General features: G+C 66.8%; 19 protein-coding genes and 1 rRNA gene. 15 read left to right on the top strand and 5 right to left on the bottom strand.

What is annotated here, in order from left to right; all coding sequences use genetic code 11:
- Positions 1 to 78: ribosomal RNA gene (gene rrf / locus AC5P9F_RS18650) — 5S ribosomal RNA — on the top strand; the annotation flags it as partial.
- A gap of 317 nt (positions 79 to 395) precedes the next feature.
- Here rrf and AC5P9F_RS18645 read toward each other — a convergent pair.
- Positions 396 to 2,111, bottom strand: coding sequence for a M28 family metallopeptidase (locus AC5P9F_RS18645; protein WP_274850016.1), 1,716 nt, complete (start codon positions 2,109 to 2,111; stop codon positions 396 to 398).
- An 86-nt stretch (positions 2,112 to 2,197) separates the two neighbouring features.
- Positions 2,198 to 2,860, bottom strand: a complete 663-nt coding sequence (locus AC5P9F_RS18640; RefSeq protein WP_005407780.1) for a DUF4097 family beta strand repeat-containing protein — start codon at positions 2,858 to 2,860, stop codon at positions 2,198 to 2,200.
- Between the two features lie 94 nt (positions 2,861 to 2,954).
- On the opposite strand from AC5P9F_RS18640, the gene AC5P9F_RS18635 reads away from it, so the two are divergent.
- Positions 2,955 to 4,256: a murein hydrolase activator EnvC family protein gene (locus AC5P9F_RS18635; RefSeq protein ID WP_099605582.1), complete on the top strand. Its 1,302-nt coding sequence runs from the start codon at positions 2,955 to 2,957 to the stop codon at positions 4,254 to 4,256.
- Positions 4,257 to 4,364: 108 nt separating this feature from the next.
- Positions 4,365 to 5,813 carry a S41 family peptidase gene (locus tag AC5P9F_RS18630; protein ID WP_180881315.1) on the top strand — a complete coding sequence of 483 codons (1,449 nt, stop codon included), beginning with the start codon at positions 4,365 to 4,367 and terminating at the stop codon, positions 5,811 to 5,813.
- A gap of 83 nt (positions 5,814 to 5,896) precedes the next feature.
- Here the strand turns inward: AC5P9F_RS18630 and AC5P9F_RS18625 are convergent, their stop codons facing one another.
- Positions 5,897 to 6,589, bottom strand: coding sequence for a rhomboid family intramembrane serine protease (locus tag AC5P9F_RS18625; RefSeq protein ID WP_005407784.1), 693 nt, complete (start codon positions 6,587 to 6,589; stop codon positions 5,897 to 5,899).
- A 228-nt stretch (positions 6,590 to 6,817) separates the two neighbouring features.
- Here AC5P9F_RS18625 and AC5P9F_RS18620 point away from each other — a divergent pair, with 228 nt between their 5' ends.
- From AC5P9F_RS18620 to AC5P9F_RS18610, 3 genes are all read left to right on the top strand, one after another.
- Positions 6,818 to 8,170, top strand: a complete 1,353-nt coding sequence (locus AC5P9F_RS18620; RefSeq protein ID WP_049417761.1) for an outer membrane protein transport protein — start codon at positions 6,818 to 6,820, stop codon at positions 8,168 to 8,170.
- Between the two features lie 140 nt (positions 8,171 to 8,310).
- A complete protein-coding gene (gene pnuC, locus AC5P9F_RS18615; protein WP_164225540.1) occupies positions 8,311 to 8,910 on the top strand; it encodes a nicotinamide riboside transporter PnuC in 600 nt (199 codons plus the stop codon).
- Positions 8,897 to 9,970, top strand: a complete 1,074-nt coding sequence (locus tag AC5P9F_RS18610; RefSeq protein WP_111117861.1) for an AAA family ATPase — start codon at positions 8,897 to 8,899, stop codon at positions 9,968 to 9,970. The genes pnuC and AC5P9F_RS18610 overlap by 14 nt, the downstream gene beginning before the upstream one ends.
- A 117-nt stretch (positions 9,971 to 10,087) precedes the next feature.
- Here the strand turns inward: AC5P9F_RS18610 and putA are convergent, their stop codons facing one another.
- On the bottom strand, positions 10,088 to 13,306 hold the full coding sequence (gene putA / locus AC5P9F_RS18605; protein WP_111117860.1) for a bifunctional proline dehydrogenase/L-glutamate gamma-semialdehyde dehydrogenase PutA: 3,219 nt from the start codon (positions 13,304 to 13,306) through the stop codon (positions 10,088 to 10,090).
- Positions 13,307 to 13,580: 274 nt separating this feature from the next.
- Here putA and AC5P9F_RS18600 point away from each other — a divergent pair, with 274 nt between their 5' ends.
- From AC5P9F_RS18600 to AC5P9F_RS18575, 6 genes are read left to right on the top strand one after another with little or no spacing between them, the layout of a single operon-like run.
- Complete coding sequence (locus AC5P9F_RS18600; RefSeq protein WP_014035721.1) at positions 13,581 to 14,057, top strand: DUF2244 domain-containing protein; 477 nt, start codon at positions 13,581 to 13,583, stop codon at positions 14,055 to 14,057.
- 11 nt (positions 14,058 to 14,068) lie between these two features.
- Entirely contained in the window at positions 14,069 to 15,025 is a 957-nt protein-coding gene (gene coxB, locus AC5P9F_RS18595; protein ID WP_161771875.1) for a cytochrome c oxidase subunit II, read from the top strand.
- 59 nt (positions 15,026 to 15,084) lie between these two features.
- Positions 15,085 to 16,692: a cytochrome c oxidase subunit I gene (ctaD, locus tag AC5P9F_RS18590; protein ID WP_005407790.1), complete on the top strand. Its 1,608-nt coding sequence runs from the start codon at positions 15,085 to 15,087 to the stop codon at positions 16,690 to 16,692.
- Between the two features lie 8 nt (positions 16,693 to 16,700).
- Positions 16,701 to 16,931, top strand: coding sequence for a hypothetical protein (locus tag AC5P9F_RS18585; protein ID WP_005407791.1), 231 nt, complete (start codon positions 16,701 to 16,703; stop codon positions 16,929 to 16,931).
- The gene (locus AC5P9F_RS18580; RefSeq protein ID WP_005412023.1) at positions 16,928 to 17,518 is read left to right on the top strand and encodes a cytochrome c oxidase assembly protein; all 591 of its coding nucleotides are present in this window, start codon (positions 16,928 to 16,930) and stop codon (positions 17,516 to 17,518) included. The genes AC5P9F_RS18585 and AC5P9F_RS18580 overlap by 4 nt, the downstream gene beginning before the upstream one ends.
- Positions 17,519 to 17,531: 13 nt before the next feature.
- The gene (locus AC5P9F_RS18575) at positions 17,532 to 18,407 is read left to right on the top strand and encodes a cytochrome c oxidase subunit 3 (RefSeq protein WP_005412024.1); all 876 of its coding nucleotides are present in this window, start codon (positions 17,532 to 17,534) and stop codon (positions 18,405 to 18,407) included.
- A 20-nt stretch (positions 18,408 to 18,427) separates the two neighbouring features.
- Here the strand turns inward: AC5P9F_RS18575 and AC5P9F_RS18570 are convergent, their stop codons facing one another.
- Positions 18,428 to 18,646, bottom strand: a complete 219-nt coding sequence (locus AC5P9F_RS18570) for a twin transmembrane helix small protein (protein WP_005412025.1) — start codon at positions 18,644 to 18,646, stop codon at positions 18,428 to 18,430.
- A gap of 57 nt (positions 18,647 to 18,703) precedes the next feature.
- Here AC5P9F_RS18570 and AC5P9F_RS18565 point away from each other — a divergent pair, with 57 nt between their 5' ends.
- From AC5P9F_RS18565 to AC5P9F_RS18555, 3 genes are all read left to right on the top strand, one after another.
- Positions 18,704 to 19,417, top strand: coding sequence for an SURF1 family protein (locus AC5P9F_RS18565; protein ID WP_024958179.1), 714 nt, complete (start codon positions 18,704 to 18,706; stop codon positions 19,415 to 19,417).
- A gap of 108 nt (positions 19,418 to 19,525) precedes the next feature.
- Positions 19,526 to 20,095 carry a redox-active disulfide-containing membrane protein gene (locus tag AC5P9F_RS18560; protein WP_005412027.1) on the top strand — a complete coding sequence of 190 codons (570 nt, stop codon included), beginning with the start codon at positions 19,526 to 19,528 and terminating at the stop codon, positions 20,093 to 20,095.
- Positions 20,096 to 20,105: 10 nt separating this feature from the next.
- Positions 20,106 to 21,269: a COX15/CtaA family protein gene (locus AC5P9F_RS18555; RefSeq protein WP_005407797.1), complete on the top strand. Its 1,164-nt coding sequence runs from the start codon at positions 20,106 to 20,108 to the stop codon at positions 21,267 to 21,269.
- Positions 21,270 to 21,272: the final 3 nt, after the last annotated feature.

Below are 21,272 nucleotides of genomic sequence, written 5' to 3'. Positions count from 1 at the left end.
TCCCGAACTCGGAAGTGAAACGCAGCTGCGCCGATGGTAGTGTGGCTCAAGCCATGCGAGAGTAGGTCATCGCCAGGGTTTACACCCAAAACCCCGCTGCTCACGCAGCGGGGTTTTTCTTTGTGCGCAGTAAATGCGGGTCGTGCCGGCCGCTGGCCGGCAACCCGATGGCATTACATGGCCCGGTAGATCCACGCCATGCGTGGAGGTCCTCTGCGAAGAAGCATGGCGCCAACCAAGGTTGGCCGCTACCAATCGATTGCCGGCCAGCGGCCGGCACTACCGGCAGATCCACACCAATCGTGGATCTGCCGCCGACGGTACGCAAAAGAAAAGCGGCGCCCCGTGGGGCGCCGCTCTGCTCTCAACGATGTTCAGTCGAGCATGGCCCGGCTTTACTTTGCCGAAGCCTTGTCCTTCATCATCGCGTCGCGGGCTGCCTTGAACGGGTTGCCTTCGTACCAGTTCGGCCAACGATCGCCACCGGCCAGTTCCTTGCCGACGCCGTACATCAGCTGCAGGTCCTCGACAGTCCCGTCCAGCTTCCAGGTGGACGCGTCGAACTCGTCCTTTGGACCGTGGTAGCGGTTGGCGCCGTAGTCCGCTGCGGCCTTGCGGCCTGCGTCCACGCCACCCTCGCGCAGGTCCTCGCCACCATCGGCGTACAGGGCCGGCACGCCGGCCTTGGCGAAGTTGAAGTGGTCCGAGCGGAAGTAGAAGCCGCTCTGCACCGAGGTCTCACCATGCAGCGTGCGGTCCTGGGCTGCAGCCAGCGGCTTGAGGATGTCCTCCAGTTCCGAGCTGCCGAAGCCGGTGACGGTCACGTCCTTGGCACGGCCGGCCACCGACATCGCGTCGATGTTGATCACACCGGCGATCTTGTCCAGTGGGAAGGTCGGGTGGGAGACGTAGTACTTCGAACCCAGCAGGCCGGACTCTTCCAGGGTCACCGCCAGGAACACCACCGAGCGCTCCGGCTTCGGATCCTGCTGGGCCATGGCTTCGGCCACCTCAAGGATGCCGGCCACGCCGGTCGCGTTGTCGACCGCACCGTTGTAGATGTTGTCGCCGGTTTCACCCTCATGCTTGCCCAGGTGGTCCCAGTGCGCCATGTACAGCACGGCCTCGTCGGCACGCTTGCTGCCCGGCAGCACGCCCACCACGTTGCGCGACTGCTTCTGCGCGATCTGGCTCTTCAGGTCGACCGTAGCGGTGGCCTTCAGCGGCACCGGCTTGAAGCCGCGCTTGCTGGCGTCCTTGTAGGCCTGTGCCAGGTCCAGGCCGGCGCCTGCGAACAGCGCCTTGGCGGCGTCGGCACTCAGCCAGCCCTGCACCGGAATGCGGGCTTCCGGGTCATCCTTGGCCGGCAGGTCGTACTGCGGGCCGGCCCAGGAGTTCTTCACCACGTCCCAGCCATAGGAAGCGCCGGCGGTGTCGTGCACGATCAGCGCCGCGGCGGCGCCCTTGCGCGCGGCCTCTTCGAACTTGTAGGTCCAGCGGCCGTAGTAGGTCATGCGCTTGCCGTCGAACAGCTTCGCGTCGTCAACATGGAAGCCCGGATCGTTGACGAACATCACGACCGTCTTGCCCTTCCAGTCCTGGCCGGCATAGTCGTTCCACTTCTGCTCCGGCGCATCAACGCCATAGCCGACGAACACCAGGTCGCTGGCATCGACTTTCACCTCAGCCTGGCCGGTACGGGTGCCGACCACCATGTCGGTACCGAACTTCAGCTCGGTGGTCTTGCCACCCTGGGCGATCTTCAGCACGGTCGACGCGTCGGCCGTGGTCTCGGTCATCGGTACGTCCTGGAACCAGCTGTCACCGTTGCCCGGCTGCAGGCCGATGCGCTGCATCTGGTCGCGGATGTAGTTGACCGTCAGTTCCTCGCCCTTGCTGCCCGGCGCGCGGCCTTCGAATTCATCCGAGGCCAGGGTCTTGACCATCTCGGCGAAGTCGCCGGCGTTGATCTCGGGGGAGAACTGATGAGCCGCCGGCTTCGCGGCAGCGGTGTCGGTGGCTGACGCCGGTGCGGTGGCCGGCGTGTCTTCGCCTTTGCAGGCACTGAGCGCGGCCGCGGCGGCCAGGCACAGGAGGAGTTTGCGGGGCATCGTCGATTCCTGGAAAACAAAGGGCGGCCGCACGTCGTGCACGGCCGGTATCAGCGAGTATCACCGAACCAGGCGGTCCGGTGCGCTCAGTCCGCCGGGGCGGTTTCGGTGTCGAACGGGATCGGTTCGGCGCCGGTGACCGGACCGATGCGCGCGGTGCGATGCACGTAAAGCACCACCTCGCGTTCGAACTGCAGGGGGCCGTTGACCACGGCATTCGGGCCGACGATCACGCGTGGCTTGCGGCTGGCGGTGAGCGAGACGCTGAAGTTCGGCTTGCGCACGTGCACACCGCCGTTGACCTGGGAACCGATGCCGACGGTGATATCGCCGTTGACGGTCTCCACGTCCTTGCCGACGCGGCTTTCGACCAGGCCGATGCCACCGTTCACGGTTTCGACGCCGCCTTCGATCTGGCTGCCGCGATCGGTGAAGATGCTGCCGTTGACGGTGCTGACGCTGCCGTGTGCAATCACCTCGCGGCCCAGGCGTACGCCGCCGTTGACCGTTTCAATCTTGCCGGTACGTGCACGGTCGGCCACCTTGACCCCGCCGTTGACGGTGTCGATGCTGCCGGTCTCGACGCCTTCACCAACCCGGATACCGCCGTTGACGGTATCCAGCTTGCCGTAGCGCTGGCCAGGCTCGGCGCTGATGCTGCCGTTGACCTTGCTGATGTTGTCCTGGGCACCGGCGGGGCCGGCAACGAGCAGGACGCCCAACAACAGCGGAATGGAAAGAGTTTTCATGGGACCTCGATGGATGTGCGGCTGGCAGGCCGCGTGCGGAGATGTCACCATTCCCCGGTACCCCCTGCAACTGCCTGAAGTCACTGGAAAGCCCTTGCGCGACAACGCCTTCCCATCACGCCGACATCACATCGCCGCCATCCGCGGCGGGCGCTGCCTGCTGTTGGGGCTGGCCATCGCCTTGGCGCTGCCGTTGCCGGGCGCCGCTCAGACCACCCGCGAGACCGAGCGCAAGCTGCAGAAGCTGCGTAGCGAGTTGAAGGGCGTGGCGCAGGAGCGCAGGCAGATCGAGGGCCAGCGGGGCCAGGCCTCGCAGCAGCTGCGTGAGGCGGACGAGAAGGTGGCCCGCACCGGCCGTGCGCTTGCGCAGACTGAAACTGCGCTGCGCGAGCAGGGAAGGGCCCTGGCCGAGGCCGAACAACGCCGCAGCGCGCTGCAGGCCAACCTCGCCCAGCAGCATCGCGAGCTGGCCGGCCTGCTGCGTGCGGCCTACCAGCTGGGCAACCATGCACCTCTGAAGCTGCTGCTGTCGCAGGACACGGTGGCCGATGCCAATCGTGCCCTGGCCTACCACCGCTACCTGCAACGCGAGCGGGCACAGCGCATCACCACGCTGACAGCCGACCTGAAAGAGCTGGAAGTGCTGCAGGCGCAGATCGCCGAGCGCAAGCAGAAGCTGCAGGGTGCGCAGCAGGACCAGAAGCAGCAGGCTGCGGCGCTGGAAGCCGACCGTCGCGATCGCGCCAGGACCGTCGCCTCGCTGGATGAGCGCTTCAAGGACCAGCGCGAGAAGGAACAGGCGCTGGGCCAAGACGCCAAGGCACTGGAAACGCTGCTGGCCAACCTGCGTGCCGCTGCGGCACGGGCCGAAGCCGAGCGCCGCGCCGCGGCACGGCGGGCGGCCGCTGAAAAGGCCGCCGCCGAGCGTGCCGCACGCCAGGCCGCCGCGCAGGGCCGCCCGCCACCGCCGCCCACCAAGGTCCCGCCTGCCGTTGCCTCTGCGCCGGCGCCGAAGGTGGGTGGCCTGGGCTGGCCGTTGTCGGGCAACCTGTTGGCCCGCTACGGCGGAAAGCTGCCCGACGGCCGCACCAGCAGTGGTGTGTTGATCGGCGCGCCCGCCGGCAGCACCGTCACCGCCGTGGCCGACGGCACCGTGGTGTTCTCCGACTGGATGACCGGCTACGGCATGATCCTGATCGTCGATCACGGCAACGGCTACATGAGCCTGTACGCGCACAACGACACCCTGCTGAAGGATGCGGGTGCCCGGGTCAGCCGCGGCGATGCGGTGGCGAAGGTCGGCAATTCCGGTGGCCAGGGCGTGACTGCGCTGTACTTCGAATTGCGCCGGGGCGGGCAGCCGGTCAACCCGGACAGCTGGCTGCAGCGGCGCTGAATCCGGCGCTGTCGCGTGGCGGACGGATTCAACGGGAATTTAGCTGTGCTTCGCGCATAATCGACGCATGTGCCTTGGGCACGATGCCAACGTCGACAGGAGTGATCCATGCGCGCAGCCCGTACCGCCACCCTCTTGCTGGCCCTGTTGCCGGCGCTGTCCTGGGCGCAGCAGACCGCGCCCGCCCCGAGCAAGGAAACCAGCGGGCAGGCAGCGAACAGCGAGGAGGCGGTGACCTCGAAGGTGCCGCTGGAGGACATCCGCCGCTTCGTCGCCGTGTACAACGCGGTGCGCGCGGCCTATGTCGACCCGGTCGATGACAAGAAGCTGATGCAGTCGGCGGTGCGCGGCCTGCTGCTCGACCTCGACCCGCACAGCACGTACTTCAACAAGGAAGACGCGCAGGCCTTCGACGAGCAGGCCAACGGCGCCTACGAGGGCATCGGCGTGGAGTTGCAGCAGCAGCCCGACAACGCCAGCATGAAGGTCATCTCGCCGATCGACGACACGCCGGCGGCCAAGGCCGGCATCCTCGCCGGTGACCTGATCATCGCCATCGACGGCAAGCCGATCAGCGCAATTGATGCCAGCGAACCGTTGCGTGGCCCAGCCGGCAGCAAGGTGGTGCTGACCATCGTGCGCGCGGGCAAGCCGAAGCCGTTCGACGTCAGCCTCACCCGCCAGACCATCCGCGTGACCAGCGTGCGCAGCCGCCTGCTGGAGCCGGGCTACGGCTACATCCGCCTGAGCACCTTCCAGGCCGACACCGGGTCGGACTTCCAGAAGCACCTGCAGCAGCTGCAGAAGCAGTCCGGTGGCCAGCTCAAGGGCCTGGTGCTGGATCTGCGCAGCAACCCGGGTGGGCTGCTGACTGCCGCGGTGCAGGTGGCCGACGACTTGCTCGACAAGGGCAACATCGTCAGCACCCGCGGCCGCATCAGCATCAGTGATGCACGGTTCGATGCGACGCCGGGCGATCTGTTGAAGGGCGCACCGGTGGTGGTGCTGGTCGATGCGGGTTCGGCCAGTGCCTCGGAAGTGCTGGCCGGCGCACTGCGCGACAACAAGCGCGCCCGCGTGGTCGGCAGCCGCACCTTCGGCAAGGGTTCGGTGCAGACCGTGCTGCCGCTGGACAACGGTGATTCGGTGAAGCTGACCACCGCGCGTTATTACACGCCCAGCGGAAAGTCGATCCAGGCCACGGGCATCGTGCCGGAGGTCGAACTGAAGCCTGCGGCGCGCCCGGAAGACGGGGCACTGCCGGCCAGCCTGAGCGATTACAGCGAAGCGACCCTGCCAGGCCATCTGCGCGGCGATGACGAAGGCACCGAGGGCTACCACGCCGGTGCGGTGCTGCCGGGCGATGGCCCGATCAACGACGCGCTGGCCGAGCTGAAGAACCCGGGTTCGGTGGCTGCACGCTTGAAGGCCGAAGCGGCGAAGGCGGATGCGGCCAAGGCCGCGAAGGCCGCTGCGGCGAAGCCGGAAGCGAAGGTCGAACCTAAGCCGGAAGCACAGCCGGAAGCAAAGCCCGCACCGGCCCCAGCGAAGCCGTGAGGTAGCGCCGGGCCATACCCGGCGTCGGCTCAAGGGCGGAAGAAGAAACCAAATGCCGGCCAGCGGCCGGCACTATCTGGGCCTCAGAAGCCGTGGCGCTTGCGCAGCCGGCGGGCGATCGCCGCGCGCACGTAGACCCCGTACACCAGGCCGAACACGAAGCCGCCGATGTGGGCCCACCAGGCCACCATGCCGAAGCTCGGGCCGATATGGGCGAACACCACCTGCAGCGCTGCCCACACGCCGATCAGCAGGTAGGCCGGGGCACGCACGAATTCCAGGAACAGGCCAAGCGGGATCACCACGCCCAGCCGCGCCCCCGGGAACAGGGCCAGGTAGGCACCGATCAGTGCCGAGACCGCGCCACTGGCACCGATGATGATCTGGTCCGGGCTGCCCATGGTGTAGATGGCCACCAGGTTGGACACCGCGCCGCCGACCAGGAACAGCAGCAGTAGGCGCCAGGGCCCCAGCACCCGCTCGGCGGGCAGGCCGAAGATCAACAGGAACACCAGGTTGCCCAGCAGATGCGACCAGTCCGCGTGCAGGAACAGGGCGGTGAACAGGCGCAGCACGCTGCCGTCCTGCAGCGTCGCCCACCAGTCGAGCGGGTGGGTCAGGCCGGTGGACAGGGCGCCCCAGTCCAGCCAGAGGCTGCCGCGGGCATCGTCCGGGCGCGAGATCGACCACAGGAACGCCAGCCATAGTGCCGCAAACAGCACGGGCGTGGCCCAGCGCAGGGCCGCCTTCTTGCGGGACGGGAGGGAGACGAACATGGGCAATAGCCTAGCGTGCGGGCGCTTGCGGCGGGGATTGTCCTGTTCAGCTTTTGAGACGAAAAAACCGCCTGCGTCGTTATTGTTTCATTAACGGCTCTGGGTAATACTCGCATACGGCGTCGTATGTCGGGAGGGGAATCCGGCGCGCTTCGACGGGCCTCTGGGCCTGCCGGGCGCAGGCGCACTCAGAGCACCATCACCGCTTACCGGAGAGAGAGAACTACGATGCAAACCGCTTCCACCATTGCCCGACTGACCCTGCTGGCCGTCGGCGTTGCCGGTGCGCTGGCCGCCGCCGATGCCAATGCTGCCGCTTTCCAGCTGAAGGAAAACAGCGCCAAGGGCCTGGGCCGCGCGTTCGCCGGCTCCGGCAGCGCCGAAGGCGACGCCTCCATCATCGCCGTCAACCCGGCCGGCATGCGCCAGCTTGATGGCACCCTGATTCAGGGTGACCTGAGCGCCATCAGCTTCAAGGCCGAGTTCAAAGGCCAAGGCCGTAAGCCGACCGGCGCCGCGCAGACCGGCGGTGACGGCGGCGACGCTGGAATGATCGCCCCGGTTCCGGCCGCATACTTCCATATGCCAGTCGGCGAGAAGGCGCACTTCGGTGTGTCGCTGACTGCTCCGTTTGGTTTCAAGACCCAGTACGACAATGGTTGGGTGGGTCGCTACAGCGGCCTGAAGACCGATTTGAAGGCGATCGACCTCGGCTTCGCCGCATCCTATGACGTCAACCCGTACGTTTCCTTCGGTGCGTCGGTGTTCGTCGAGCACCTGACTATCGAGCTGAGCAACAACATCGATTTCGGTACTGCGCTGGCCCAGGCCCGCGTGCCGGGTTACGCCCCGGGCAGCGCCGACGGCAAGCTGACCGTTGAAGGCGACAACAATGCAGTGGGCTGGACGGTCGGTGGTCTGTTCTCGATCGATGAGAATACCCACATCGGCCTGAGCTACCGCTCCAAGGTTACGCACAAGATCACCGGTGGCGATGCCACCTTCCTGATGCCGAACGACAATGGCCGCACCGCGACCATCCTGGGACAGACTCAGCCGGGCCAGTTCGTCAGCACCAGCGGGAAGGCAACCGTAAAGCTGCCGGCGTCGGCAACCCTCAGTGTGACCCACAAGGTCAACGACCGCTGGACTGTGATGGGTGACGTCACCCGCACCGCTTGGTCGACCGCATTCGACGCTGTCACCATCGACTACGCTTCGGCCCAGAAGGACTCTGTGCTGGACTTCGGCTATCGCGATACCACCTTCGTGTCGCTGGGTGCGGACTACAAGCTGAGCGATACCGTCACCCTGCGCGGTGGTGTCGCGCTGGACCAGACCCCGACTACCGACGCTCATCGCGATGTGCGCGTGCCAGATACCAGCCGCAAGTGGCTGTCGCTGGGCGTGGGCTGGACCCCGTCGGCTAACACCGAATACAACTTCGGCTACACCCACCTGTTCACCAGCGACCCGAACGTGAACATCAAGCCGACTACCAACAACCAGGGCAACTCGCTGGCTGGCAAGTACAAGGTTCGTGGCGACGTGCTGGCAGCTTCGTTCCAGTACAAGTTCTGATCCAGGCGATTGCCTGAAGCAAGACACGGAAGGCCCCGCGTAAGCGGGGCCTTCTTTTTGCAGTGCGGCCCAGGGCATCCACGTCGGGCGTGGCTACGCCCGGTTGTGTACGCAGGGGGCGAATCCATGACAATAGCGTCATGAACCTGTCCGACCCGAACTTCCAGCTGGAGCTGGCTGCCAACATCGCCGTCGCCGGCTCGATCCTGCTGGCCGGCCGCAACAACGTGCACACCTGGTGGCTGGGCATCGTCGGCTGCGCATTGTTTGCTGCGGTGTTCGAACGATCGCACCTGTATGCGGACATGGTGCTGCAGTTCTTCTTCATCGCCATCAGCGTGCTGGGCTGGTGGCAGTGGCTGCGTGGTGACCATGGCGCGCCGTTGCCGATCACTTCATTGCGGCCGCGCGCCTGGGCCTGGCTGGCACCGCTGGCAGTGGTGGCCACCTTCGGCTACGGCTGGATGCTGACCCGCCTGACCAATGCCTACGCGCCGTACATCGATTCGGCGGTGCTGGTACTGAGTGTGATCGCGCAGATCCTGATGATGCGACGCAAGCTGGAATCGTGGTGGGTGTGGCTGCTGGTGAACACCGTGGCGGTACCGCTGTACTACAGCCGTGGCCTGCACCTGACCTCGATCCTGTACGTGGGCTTCTGGGTCAATGCGCTGGTGGCCTTGCGCCACTGGCGGCACCTGATGCGTGACGAGGCCAAGACGGCCGATGCTGCTGCCTGAGCGCGTTGCACGCGGCCTGGTGGTGGGCAAGTTCTGCCCGCTGCATCTGGGTCACGAACACCTGATCGAGTTCGCCGCCACGCGCTGTACGCAGCTGCTGGTGATCGGCTGGTCGCAGCCGGGCTTTGCCGGCTACAGCGCCGAGCGTCGCGAGCGCTGGCTGCGTACGCGCTTCCCACAGGCGACGGTAGCGGTGCTCGATGATGCGCGCCTGGCGGCATTGTGCACGCAGCATGGTTTGCCCGTGCGAACGCTGCCGCAGGACAGCGACAACGAGCACGTGCAGCGCGAGTTCACCGCCTGGCTGTGCCTGAGCCTGTTCGGCGGGCCGGTGCAGGCGGTCTACGCCGGCGAGGACTACGGCGACGGCTTCGCGCAGGCGCTGGCCACGCACTTCGGCGCGCCGGTACGCCATGAGCGGCTCGAACGCGCACTGGACGTCGGGCAGGCGTGTGGCACCCAGCTGCGCGCCGATCCGCATGCGCACCGTCATGGCCTCGCACCGCAGGTCTATGCCGGCTATGTGCAGCGCGTGGCGTTCATTGGTGGCGAGTCCAGCGGAAAGACCACGCTGGCGCGCGTGATGGCCGAGCGACTGCAGACCGCCTGGGTGCCGGAGTATGGCCGCACGCTATGGGAGCAGCAGGGCGGAGAGCTGACGCCAGATGATCTGCTTCGCATCGCAATGGCACAGCCGCAGCACGAAGACGAGACCGCACGGCATGCGCATCGCTGGCTGTTCTGCGATACCACGCCGCTGGTGACGCTGGGCTACAGCGGCTGGATGTCTGGTACGGCGCCGGAGGCACTGCGGCAGGCTGCATTGCGACCGTATGACCTGCTGTTCCTGTGTGCGCCGGATATCCCGTTCGACCAGGACGGCACGCGGGTAGGCGAGGCCTTCCGGGCGCAGCAGCATGCGTGGTACGTGCGCGATCTGGAGGCGCGGGGTGTCGACTACGTGCTGCTGGAAGGCGATCTGGAGACGCGCATCGCGCGCGTGCAGAGCGAGCTGGCGAAGCGGGCGGACAATCGGTTCAGTGTGGCCCAGCCTCTGTAGAGCGAGCCCACGCTCGGCTGTGCGAGGCAAACCGAGCGTGGGCCCGGCTCTACAGGAAGCAGGGCATAAAAAACCCCGCTTTCGCGGGGTTTTTCGTTCACTGCATCAACCGGGCGATCAGTCGCCCAGGGTCAGCAGCGAGGCGTTGCCGCCGGCGGCGGTGGTGTTCACCGTCACCGTCTTTTCGGTGGCGAAGCGCAGCAGGTAGTGCGGGCCGCCGGCCTTCGGGCCGGTGCCGGACAGGCCCTGGCCGCCGAACGGCTGCACGCCGACCACCGCACCGATCTGGTTGCGGTTGACGTAGACGTTGCCGACATGGACGCCGTTGCTGATGCGGTCGACGGTCTCGTCGATACGCGAATGCACGCCCAGGGTCAGGCCGTAGCCGGTGGCGTTGATCTGGTCGATCACCGCGTCGAGCTGGTCGCCCTTCCAGCGGATCACGTGCAGCACCGGGCCGAACACTTCCTTCTGCAGCTGGCCCAGGTCCTTCAGTTCGTACGCGCGCGGTGCGAAGAAGGTGCCGTTGGCGGCCTCGGCCGACAGCTCGGCGGCGGCGATCAGGCGCGCTTCGCGGTCCATCCGCTCAGCGTGGTCCTGCAGGATCTTCAGCGCATCTGCGTCGATCACCGGGCCGACGTCGGTGGACAGCAGGCCGGGGTTGCCGACCTTCAGTTCCTTCATCGCACCGGCCAGCATGGTCATCACCTTGTCGGCGATGTCGTCCTGCACGAACAGCACGCGCGCGGCCGAGCAGCGCTGGCCGGCGGAGGTGAAGGCCGAAACGATCGCGTCCTTGACCAGCTGTTCCGGCAGCGCCGACGAATCGGCGATGAAGGCGTTCTGGCCGCCGGTCTCGGCGATCAGCACACCGATGGCGGCGTCACGCGCCGCCATCGCGCGGTTGATCGCACGGGCGGTGTCGGTGGAGCCGGTGAAGGCCACGCCGGCCACGCGCGGGTCGGCAGTGAGCGCGGCACCGACGGTGGCACCGTCGCCCGGCAGGAACTGCACCACCTCGGCCGGCACGCCGGCGTCGTGCAGCAGCTTCACGGCGTAGTAGCCGATCAGGTTGGTCTGCTCGGCCGGCTTGGCGATCACGCTGTTGCCGGCGGCCAGGGCGGCAGCGACCTGGCCCAGGAAGATCGCCAGCGGGAAGTTCCACGGGCTGATGCAGACGAACACGCCGCGGCCGTGCAGCTGCAGCTCGTTGGACTCACCGGTCGGGCTCGGCAGCTTCTCGGCGTGGCTGAACTGCTCGCGCGCCTGCTTGGCGTAGTAGCGCAGGAAGTCCACCGCTTCGCGCACTTCGGCGATGCTGTCGGGCAGGCTCTTGCCGGCTTCCTTCACGCACAGCGCCATGAACTCCGGCATGCGCGCTTCCAGCTGGTCGGCGGCGTGCTCGAGGATGGCGGCGCGGCTGGCGGCCGGGGTGCGGTTCCAGGCCGGCTGCGCGGCCACGGCATTGGCCAGCGCCTTCTGCACGGTGGCGGCGTCTGCGGCCAGCCACTGGCCGACCACTTCGCGGGTATCGGCCGGGTTGGTCACCGGCAGCGCGGCGCAGGCCGGGTTGGCGCCCGGCACCAGCGGCGCGGCCTGCCAGGGCTTCACAGCCGCGTTGATCTGCTCGGCCAGGGCGCGCAGTTCGTTGTCGTTGGCGAGGTTGGCGCCCATGGAGTTCTTCCTGTCGTGGTTCTGGCTGCGCAGCAGGTCAACCGGCAGCGGGATCTTGGGATGCGGAATCGAAGCGAACGAGGCGACCATCTCGACCGGGTCGCGGATCAGGTCGGCGATCGGCACGCGCTCGTCGGTGATGCGGTTGACGAAACTGGAGTTGGCGCCGTTTTCCAGCAGGCGACGCACCAGGTACGGCAGCAGGTCTTCATGCGAACCGACCGGTGCATACACGCGGCAGGGCAGGCCCAGGCGGTCAGCCGGCACCACTTCGGCGTACAGGTCGTCGCCCATGCCGTGCAGCTTCTGGTGCTCGTACACGCCGCCGTTGGCGATGCTGCGCACGGCCGCGATGGTGTGCGCGTTGTGCGTGGCGAACATCGGGTAGATCGCGTCGGCATGGGTGAACAGCCGCTTGGCGCAGGCCAGGTAGGACACGTCGGTGTTCTGCTTGCGGGTGAACACCGGGTAGCCCGGGTAGCCTTCGATCTGCGCGCGCTTGATCTCGGCGTCCCAGTACGCGCCCTTGACCAGGCGCACCTGCAGGCGGCGACCGGCGCGGCGCGCCATGTCGGCCAGGTGGTCGATCGTGTACGGGGTGCGCTTCTGGTAGGCCTGCACGACCACGCCGAAGCCATCCCAGCCGGACAGCGACGCGTCGGAGAACACCTGCTCGATGATGTCCAGCGACAGTTCCAGGCGGTCGGACTCTTCGGCGTCGACGGTGCAGCCGATGCCGTAGCTCTTGGCCAGCTGCGCCAGTTCCAGCACGCCCGGCACCAGGTCCTTCAGCACGCGCTCGCGCTTGGCGTGCTCGTAGCGCGGGTACAGCGCCGACAGCTTGATCGAGATGCCCGGGGCATTGTTGACGTCGCCGTCCGGACGGCCGCCGCGTGCCTTGTGATCGCCGCCGATGGCGTGGATCGCACGACGGTAGTCTTCCAGGTAGCGCAGCGCGTCCTTCATGGTCAGCGCACCTTCGCCGAGCATGTCGAAGGAGTAGCGGTAGCTGGCGTTGTCGCCCTTGTGCGAGCGCGCCAGCGCTTCGCTGATGGTGCGGCCCATGACGAACTGGTGGCCCATGATCTTCATCGCCTGGCGCACGGCCAGGCGCACCACCGGCTCACCGACGCGGCCGACCAGGCGCTTGAACGCGCTGGGCGCATCGGCGCGGGTGGCGTCGTTCATCTGCACCAGCTTGCCGGTCAGCATCAGGCCCCAGGTGGAGGCATTGACCAGCACCGAGTCGCTGCCGCCCAGGTGCTTTTCCCAGTCGGCATCGGCCAGCTTGTCGCGGATCAGCTTGTCGGCGGTGTCCTGGTCCGGAATACGCAGCAGTGCCTCGGCCACGCACATCAGCAGCACGCCTTCCTCGCTGCCCAGGTCGTACTGGCGCATGAAGGCTTCGATCGCGCCCTGGTCCTTGGCACGCACGCGCACGCGGCCGACCAGGTCGGCGGCCAGCGCCTGCACCTTGGCCTGTTCTTCGGCGGGCAGGCGGGCCTGCGCCAGCAGCTCGCGCACGTGGGTGGCCTCGTCCTTCAACCAGGCGTCGGTGATGGCCTGGCGGAACGGGTTGGGGGGCGCCGGCAGTTCCGGCGACAGCAACGCGCCGGGACGCGGGGCGTCGTGGGCTGCAGGGGAGGAGGAAGGTGCGTTCATGCCGGTCCGGCCAGTGGAAAACTTGGCGATTTTAATCATTTTTGCGGGTTGCGGAAGTGCCCAGCAGCCACCTTCGTGAAGCGCTGATAGCCAATAGCTGCGGTGGATTCAGCGTGTTCAGCAAGTGCGGAGGAATTTATGCCGAATTCGTCATTCGTACCGCCGACCTCATGCTGTGTTGCAGCATCGGAAAATGTGTGAATGCACCCTTGCTACCGGCGAGAGGGCAGGGCTACCATCGAGACGTTTCCCGCGGCAGGAACGCGGTTGCGACATGATCGAGGTGCTTCCAGCTCCGGATGGGTCAGGTACGCAGCTGCGGCTGCGTCCCCCACGGGCGCTCGATGCCCGGCAGTTCGTCCTGTTGTTCACCGTGTTGTCGGGTGCGATGTGGCTGGTGTCCGCCTTCGGGTGGTTGGCCGGCAATGCATTCGCCCCCCTGTTCGCGCTGCTGTACAGCCTGGTGCTGGCGGCGGCGCTGCGTGCCTTGTGGCGCAGCGGTGAACGGCAGGAGGAGATCCGGGTAGTGCCGGCGTACGTGGAGGTCATCCCCGTACCCGGTGGATCGCCGGTGTTCCGGGCCCATCCCCACTGGGTGCGCCTGCTCACCGACGATGAGAGGGTCCGGCTGGCATCCAGCGGCCGGCAGGTGGAGGTGGGGAGTTTCCTCGCGCCGGCCGAACGTCAGACGCTCGCAGAGACACTTGAAAGCTTGCTCGCCGCCAGCGATGGCGGCAACCGACGACGCTAAGGGTCTAGGCAATGAAGCAAAGCAGCAGGTGGGGCACGAAGTGCGTGAACGCGGTCGCCGCGATGCTGGCGACCGGGGGACTGATGCCGGCGTTGGCCTGGGCCCAGGCGGCCGATCCGAAGCCGTGGCAGCTGAACATGGGCAAGGGGGTGACCCAGACCTCGCGCCTGGCCTGGGAATCGAACAACCTGTCGTTGATCATCTGCACGGTGATCGGCGTCATCGTGTTCGGGGCGATGGCCTACGCCATCTTCAAGTTCCGCAAATCCAAGGGCGCGGTCGCGGCCACCTTCAGCCACAACACCAAGGCCGAGATCATCTGGACAGTGATCCCGGTGATCATCCTGATCGTGATGGCATGGCCGGCCACGGCCAACCTGATCAAGATGTACGACACCCGCGATGCCGAGATGACGGTGAAGGTCACCGGCTACCAGTGGATGTGGAAGTACGAATACCTGGGCGAGAACGTCACCTTCACCAGCCGCCTGGACCGCGAGTCCGACCGGGTGCGGCAGAGCGGCATCGTGCCGACCCGCGAAAGCCATCCGCACTACCTGCTGGATGTCGACAACCGCCTGGTGCTGCCGGTCGATACCAAGGTGCGTTTCGTCATCACCTCCGACGACGTGATCCACGCCTGGTGGGTACCGGCGCTGGGCTGGAAGCAGGACGCCATCCCCGGCTTCATCAACGAAGCCTGGACCCGCATCGAGCAGCCCGGTGTCTACCGCGGCCAGTGCGCCGAGCTGTGCGGCAAGGACCACGGCTTCATGCCGATCGTGGTCGAGGCGGTGTCCAAGGAGGACTTCAGGAAGTGGCTGGCGCAGCGCAAGCCGGCGCCGCCCGCCGAGCCCGCCACGCCTGCGGCACCGGCCGAACCGACTGCACCGACGGGCGAGGCACCGGCCGCGCCTGCTGCTGCAGAAGCCGGCAGCGCGCCTGCCACCGCGGCCAGCGGAGCGTGATGTAAAGCCCGCGGCCGTTCGCGGCCGCGGTGACAACCGATTCTGAGAGGTGTTTTGCAATGGCGCACTCGGCAGTTGGGCACGACGATCACCATCACCACCAGAGCTTCTTCGAACGTTGGTTCTTCTCGACCAACCACAAGGACATCGGCACGCTGTACCTCGGTTTCAGCTTCATCATGTTCATCATCGGCGCGGCGATGAGCGTGGTGATCCGCGCAGAGCTGGCGCAGCCGGGCCTGCAGTTCGTCAAGCCCGAGTTCTTCAACCAGATGACCACCGTGCATGCGCTGGTGATGATCTTCGGCGGGGTGATGCCGGCCTTCGTCGGCCTGGCCAACTGGATGATCCCGCTGCAGATCGGCGCGCCGGACATGGCGCTGCCACGCATGAACAACTGGTCGTTCTGGTTGCTGCCGGTGGCCTTCAGCCTGCTGCTGCTGACCCTGTTCCTGCCGGGCGGTGCACCGGCCGGTGGCTGGACGCTGTACCCGCCGCTGTCGCTGCAGGGCGGCTACAACGTTGCCTTCAGCGTATTCGCCATCCACGTGGCCGGCATCAGTTCGATCATGGGCGCGATCAACATCATCGCCACCGTGCTCAACATGCGTGCGCCGGGCATCGACCTGCTGAAAATGCCGATCTTCTGCTGGGCCTGGCTGATCACCGCCTTCCTGCTGATCGCGGTGATGCCGGTGCTGGCCGGCGCGGTGACCATGCTGCTGACCGACAAGTTCTTCGGCACCAGCTTCTTCAATGCCGCCGGTGGCGGTGACCCGGTGATGTACCAGCACATCTTCTGGTTCTTCGGCCATCCCGAGGTCTACATCATGATCCTGCCCGCCTTCGGCGTGGTCAGCGAGATCATCCCGACCTTCAGCCGCAAGCCGCTGTTCGGCTACCAGGCGATGGTGTACGCCACCGCCGCGATCGCGTTCCTGTCGTTCATCGTCTGGGCCCACCACATGTTCACCGTGGGCATGCCGCTGGGCGGCGAGATCTACTTCATGTTCGCCACCATGCTGATCTCGATCCCGACCGGGGTGAAGGTGTTCAACTGGGTCAGCACCATGTGGCGTGGCTCGCTGACGTTCGAGGCACCGATGCTGTGGTCGGTGGCCTTCGTCATCCTGTTCACCATCGGTGGCTTCTCCGGCCTGATGCTGGCGATCGTCGCCGCCGACTTCCAGTACCACGACACCTACTTCGTGGTCGCGCACTTCCACTACGTGCTGGTGACCGGTGCGGTGTTCGCGCTGATCGCCGCGGTGTACTACTGGTGGCCGAAGTGGACCGGGCGGATGTACAGCGAGAAGTGGGCCAAGGTGCACTTCTGGTGGTCGATCGTATTCGTCAACCTGTTGTTCTTCCCGCAGCATTTCCTCGGCCTGGCCGGCATGCCGCGTCGCATTCCCGACTACAGCGTGGCCTTCGCCGACTGGAACCTGATCAGCTCGATCGGTGCGTTCGGCATGTTCGTCACCCCGTTCATGATGGCCGCGATCCTGCTGTCGTCCCTGCGCAACGGCGAGAAGGCCGAGGCCCGTTCCTGGGAAGGCGCGCGCGGCCTGGAGTGGACGCTGCCGTCGCCAGCACCGGCACATACCTTCACCACGCCGCCGACCATCCGTCCGGGAGATCTGGCGCATGACGACATCACGCATTGAGGTGAGGCATGCATAACGAGAGCCCGCTGCCGATCGGTAGAGTCGACTGTCAGTCGACTCGCGAAGTGCAGCCGACTAACAGTCGGCTCTACCAAAGCCAAAGCCAAAGCCAGACCGAAGCCCAACGCCACGGCATCGAACAGCAACGGCAGCGCGCCAGGCGCACGGCGATGTGGGTCGGCGCCATCGCCGTGCTGGTCTACGTCGGCTTCATCCTCAGCGGGGTGATCGGCCGATGAGCGAGGCGCCAGCCAGCACACCGTCACGCAGTGCGGGGCTGCCGCGCCTGATCGGTGTGGCGGTGGCGGTGTTCCTGCTCACGTTCTCGCTGGTGCCGCTGTACCGCATCGCCTGCGAGAAGGTGTTCGGTGTGCGCCTGGAACGCGGCCCCGGTGGCGAAGCCAGTGCAGGCGCCGCCACCGGCAAGCGCACCGTGCGCGTGGAGTTCGATGGCGGCGTCAATTCGCGCCTGCCGTGGTCGTTCCATCCCGAACAGCTGACCATGGACGTGGTTCCCGGCGAACTCAACGAAGCGCTGTACTTCGCCCGCAACGACAGCCAGCAGGCGGTGGTCGGCAGTGCGGTGCCTTCCGTGGCGCCGGCGCGTGCCTCGGGCTTCTTCAGCAAGACCGAATGTTTCTGTTTCACCGCGCAGACGCTGCAGGCTGGCGAGAAGCGCGACATGCCGGTGCGTTTCATCGTCGATCCGGACCTGCCGCCGGAGATCAAGACGATCACCTTGTCCTACACCTTCTATCGCAACGACGCGCTGTCCGATCGGCTGGCCCCGGCCGCCACTTCGGAAGGCGCGCACGCCGCACCCTGACCCGGATACCGACATGGCCCAGACACCGACCGACGCCAACGTGTACTTCGTCCCGGCCCAGAGCAAATGGCCGTTCGTGGGTTCCATCGCGATGATGGTGACCATGGTGGGCGTGGCCAGCTGGCTCAACGATGCCAGCTGGGGACGCTGGACCTTCTACATTGGCATCGCGATGCTGGTGCTGACGTTGTTCTGGTGGTTCAGCGACGTGGTGCGCGAGTCGCAGGCGGGCAACTATAACCACCAGGTCGATGGCTCGTTCCGGATGGGGATGATCTGGTTCATCTTCTCCGAAGTGATGTTCTTCGGCGCCTTCTTCGGTGCGCTGTTCTACACCCGCAACCTGGGGCTGTCGTGGCTGAGCGGCGAAGGCCGCGGGGTGATGACCAACGAGCTGCTCTGGCAGGGTTATTCCGCCGGCTGGCCGACCAACGGCCCCGCGGCGATCGGCGGCGCGTTCCAGACCATCCCGGCCTGGGGCCTGCCGCTGATCAACACGCTGATCCTGCTCACCTCCGGCGTGACTCTGACCATCGCCCATCACGCACTGAAGGCCGGCAACCGCCGCCAGCTGCTGATCTGGCTGGGCCTGACCGTGGTGCTCGGCCTGGGCTTCCTGACCCTGCAGGCGGAGGAGTACATCCACGCCTACAAGGAACTGAACCTGACGCTCGGCTCGGGCATCTACGGTTCGACGTTCTTCATGCTGACCGGCTTCCACGGCGCGCACGTGCTGCTGGGCACGATCATGCTGATCGTGATGTGGCTGCGTTCGGCCAAGGGACACTTCACCCGCGACAACCATTTCGGTTTTGAAGCGGCCGCGTGGTACTGGCACTTCGTCGACGTGGTGTGGCTGATGCTCTTCATGTTCGTCTACGTGCTTTGACCGCGCACGCATCGGTGGCCTCAGCCGCCGATGCCGTGCGGTTTGATCCAGCCCATGTAGATGCTCACGATCACCAGCAGGATCAACGCAACCGACACCGCGATGCGGCGCGTCAGTGCGTTGACCGTGCGCTTGGTCTGGCCGCGGTCGACCAGCAGGTAATACAGGCCGGCGCCCAGATTCCAGACGATGACGATCAGAAACGCGATTACCAGCAGGGTCTTCAGCGAATCACTCATGCGCGGCTCGAGGGCAGGGTGGATGCGCCTATCTGACCGCGTTTGCGCGGACTTGTCATGATGCGCCAGCACACGCGCGTGATCGGATGGCTGCTGGCGGTGCTGGCAATGGTTGGTTTCACCGCATTGGGGCTGTGGCAGCTGCAGCGCATGCATGCCAAACAGGCAATGTTGGATGCACAAGGTCCAGCTGTGGCACAGGCGCTGCCACTGGCGCAGGCTCTGGTTGCACCTGGCGCCTTGCACGGCGTGGCCGACCACGGTCGCTTCCTGCCCGGCGTGGTGCTGCTGGACAACCAGACCCGGCACGGCCGCGCGGGCGTGAAGATCTATCGCCCGTTCCGCAGTGACGAGGGCAGCGTGCTGCTGGTCGATCTGGGCTGGCGCGCGCTGCCGCCCGATCGCAGGCTGCCGGATGTGCCGGCACCGCCTTCGCCGGTGGCGGTGCGTGGCCTGCTGGCGCCGCCGCCGTCGGCGGGGCTGGCCCTGGGCCCGGCGTTCTCCGCTACCGATGAGGCCGGGCGTTGGCTTGCCAGCCGCTTGCCCGCCGAGGGCCTGGCGGCGGCGCTTGGCCTGCCGGGATTGCCTGATCGCGTCCTGCGGCTGGACCCGGCGCTGCCCTTCGGCGACGAACGCGACCTGGACCTGCTGCCGAACACGCTGCCGCCGCAACGCCACCTGGGCTACGCCGTGCAGTGGTTCGGCCTGGCCCTGACCGTGCTGGTGGTCGCGCTGGTACTGGAGTGGCGCAGGCGACGTGCTGCCCGGTAGTGCCGGCCGCTGGCCGGCAACCCCCGCATTCCTGGATGCCGGCCGGCGGCCGGCGCTACCGCGGCGTCACACCCGCATCCCTCACCCAACCATGAGAAAATGCCCCGCATGAACACTGCTACGTCCCCGCAGGCGCGCGGCTCCGGCCGCCGGACCCTGGTGCTGCTGTTTGCCGTGTTCTTCGGGGCGATGGCGCTGGCCGCCGTGCTGCGCTTCTCTGGCTGGCAGCCCACCGGGCACCGCAATGCCGGCCAGCTGCTGAAGCCGCCTGTGGACCTGCGCCAGCAGGCGCCGACCCTGGCCAACGGCCAGCCGTACCCGTGGAACCCCGAAGCCCGTACCTGGCGCCTGCTGGTGGCGCCGGCCGGTGCCTGCGACGCCCAGTGCGTCACTTTGTCGCAGGGACTGGGCAAGGTGTGGCAGCTGTTCGGCCATAACGCCGATAATGTCGAAATCCTGTGGCTGGGAACGCCACCGGCGTCGATCGCCTCGCTGCCCGCGCTGCGGCCGCTGGCTCCGTCGCCAGCACTGCGCGCGGCCCTGCCCGGCGTCGACGATCCGGCTGGCCTGCCGGTCTACGTGATCGATCCGAACGGCTTCGTGATCATGCGTCATGCCCCGGGCACCGACCTCGGTGGCCTGCGCAAGGACATGGCCACGTTGCTGAAACTGAAGTGAGTCCCGTTTGATGAGCCTTTCCGCGCGTCCGGCGCTGCACCGCAATTTCCACCGCCTGGCGTGGTTCGCCATGATCATGACCGCGAGCACGATCATGTTCGGCGCCTTCGTGCGCCTGTCCGATGCCGGCCTGAGCTGCCCGGACTGGCCGACCTGCTATGGCCAGGCCACCTGGCCGCAGCACGTGGAAGAGACCATCGGCCACCCGGCGGCGGAGATCCGCCCGCTGGAGACCCACAAGGCCTGGCGTGAACAGGTGCACCGCTTCCTGGCCGGCGCACTGGGCATCGAGATCCTGACCCTGGCGCTGCTGGCCACGCGCAAGCGGCGATTCGGAAGCACGGCGGTGGTGACCGCCTGCGTGCTGGTGGCCGCCGGCATACCCCTGTACATGATGGGCTGGCATGGCACCGCCAGTACCTTGGCTCTGATCGGCGAGGCGATCCTGCTGATCGCCGCGCTGCGCTGGAGCAACATCGACCTGGCGCGCGCTGCACTGCTGACCCTGGCCGTGGTGATCTTCCAGGCCCTGCTGGGCATGTGGACGGTGACCCTGCTGCTCAAGCCCATCGTGGTGATGGGGCACCTGCTGGGCGGCATGCTGATGTTCGCGCTGCTGGTCTGGATGGCCTGGCGCGCCACGCACATGCCGATCACCCTGGCCGAAGCACCGAAGCTGAAGTGGGTGCTGCGCATCGGCGTGGCGGTGCTGGTCACCCAGATCGCACTGGGCGGATGGGTCAGTGCCAACTATGCGGCGCTGGCCTGCGGCGGCGGCAGCGCCTCGCTGGACAACTTCCCGCGCTGTGCCAACCAGTGGTGGCCGCAGCACAACTTCGTCGAAGGCTTCACCCTGTGGCGCGGCATCGGCGTGGATTACGAAGGCGGCGTGCTGGATGGCGCCTCGCGTATCGCCATCCAGATGGCGCACCGGCTGTTCGCGGTGGTGGTGGCCGTCTACCTGCTGTGGCTGGGCGTGCGCCTGTTCCGCTTGCCGAGCATGCGTGGCTGGGCCAGCGCGCTGATCGCGCTGCTGGTGCTGCAGGTCACCCTCGGCATCCTCAACGTGAAGCTGGCGCTGCCGCTGGAAGTGGCGGTGGCCCACAACGGCGTGGCCGTTGCCCTGTTGTTCGTGCTGGTCAGCCTGCTGGCCCGCCTGCGCGCACCGGACTGATTC

It is taken from the genome of Stenotrophomonas sp. YJH_SMC_4, from assembly GCF_059371575.1.
The sequence above is the reverse complement of the archived record's forward strand: the minus strand, read 5'-3'. Positions and strand labels throughout refer to the sequence as shown.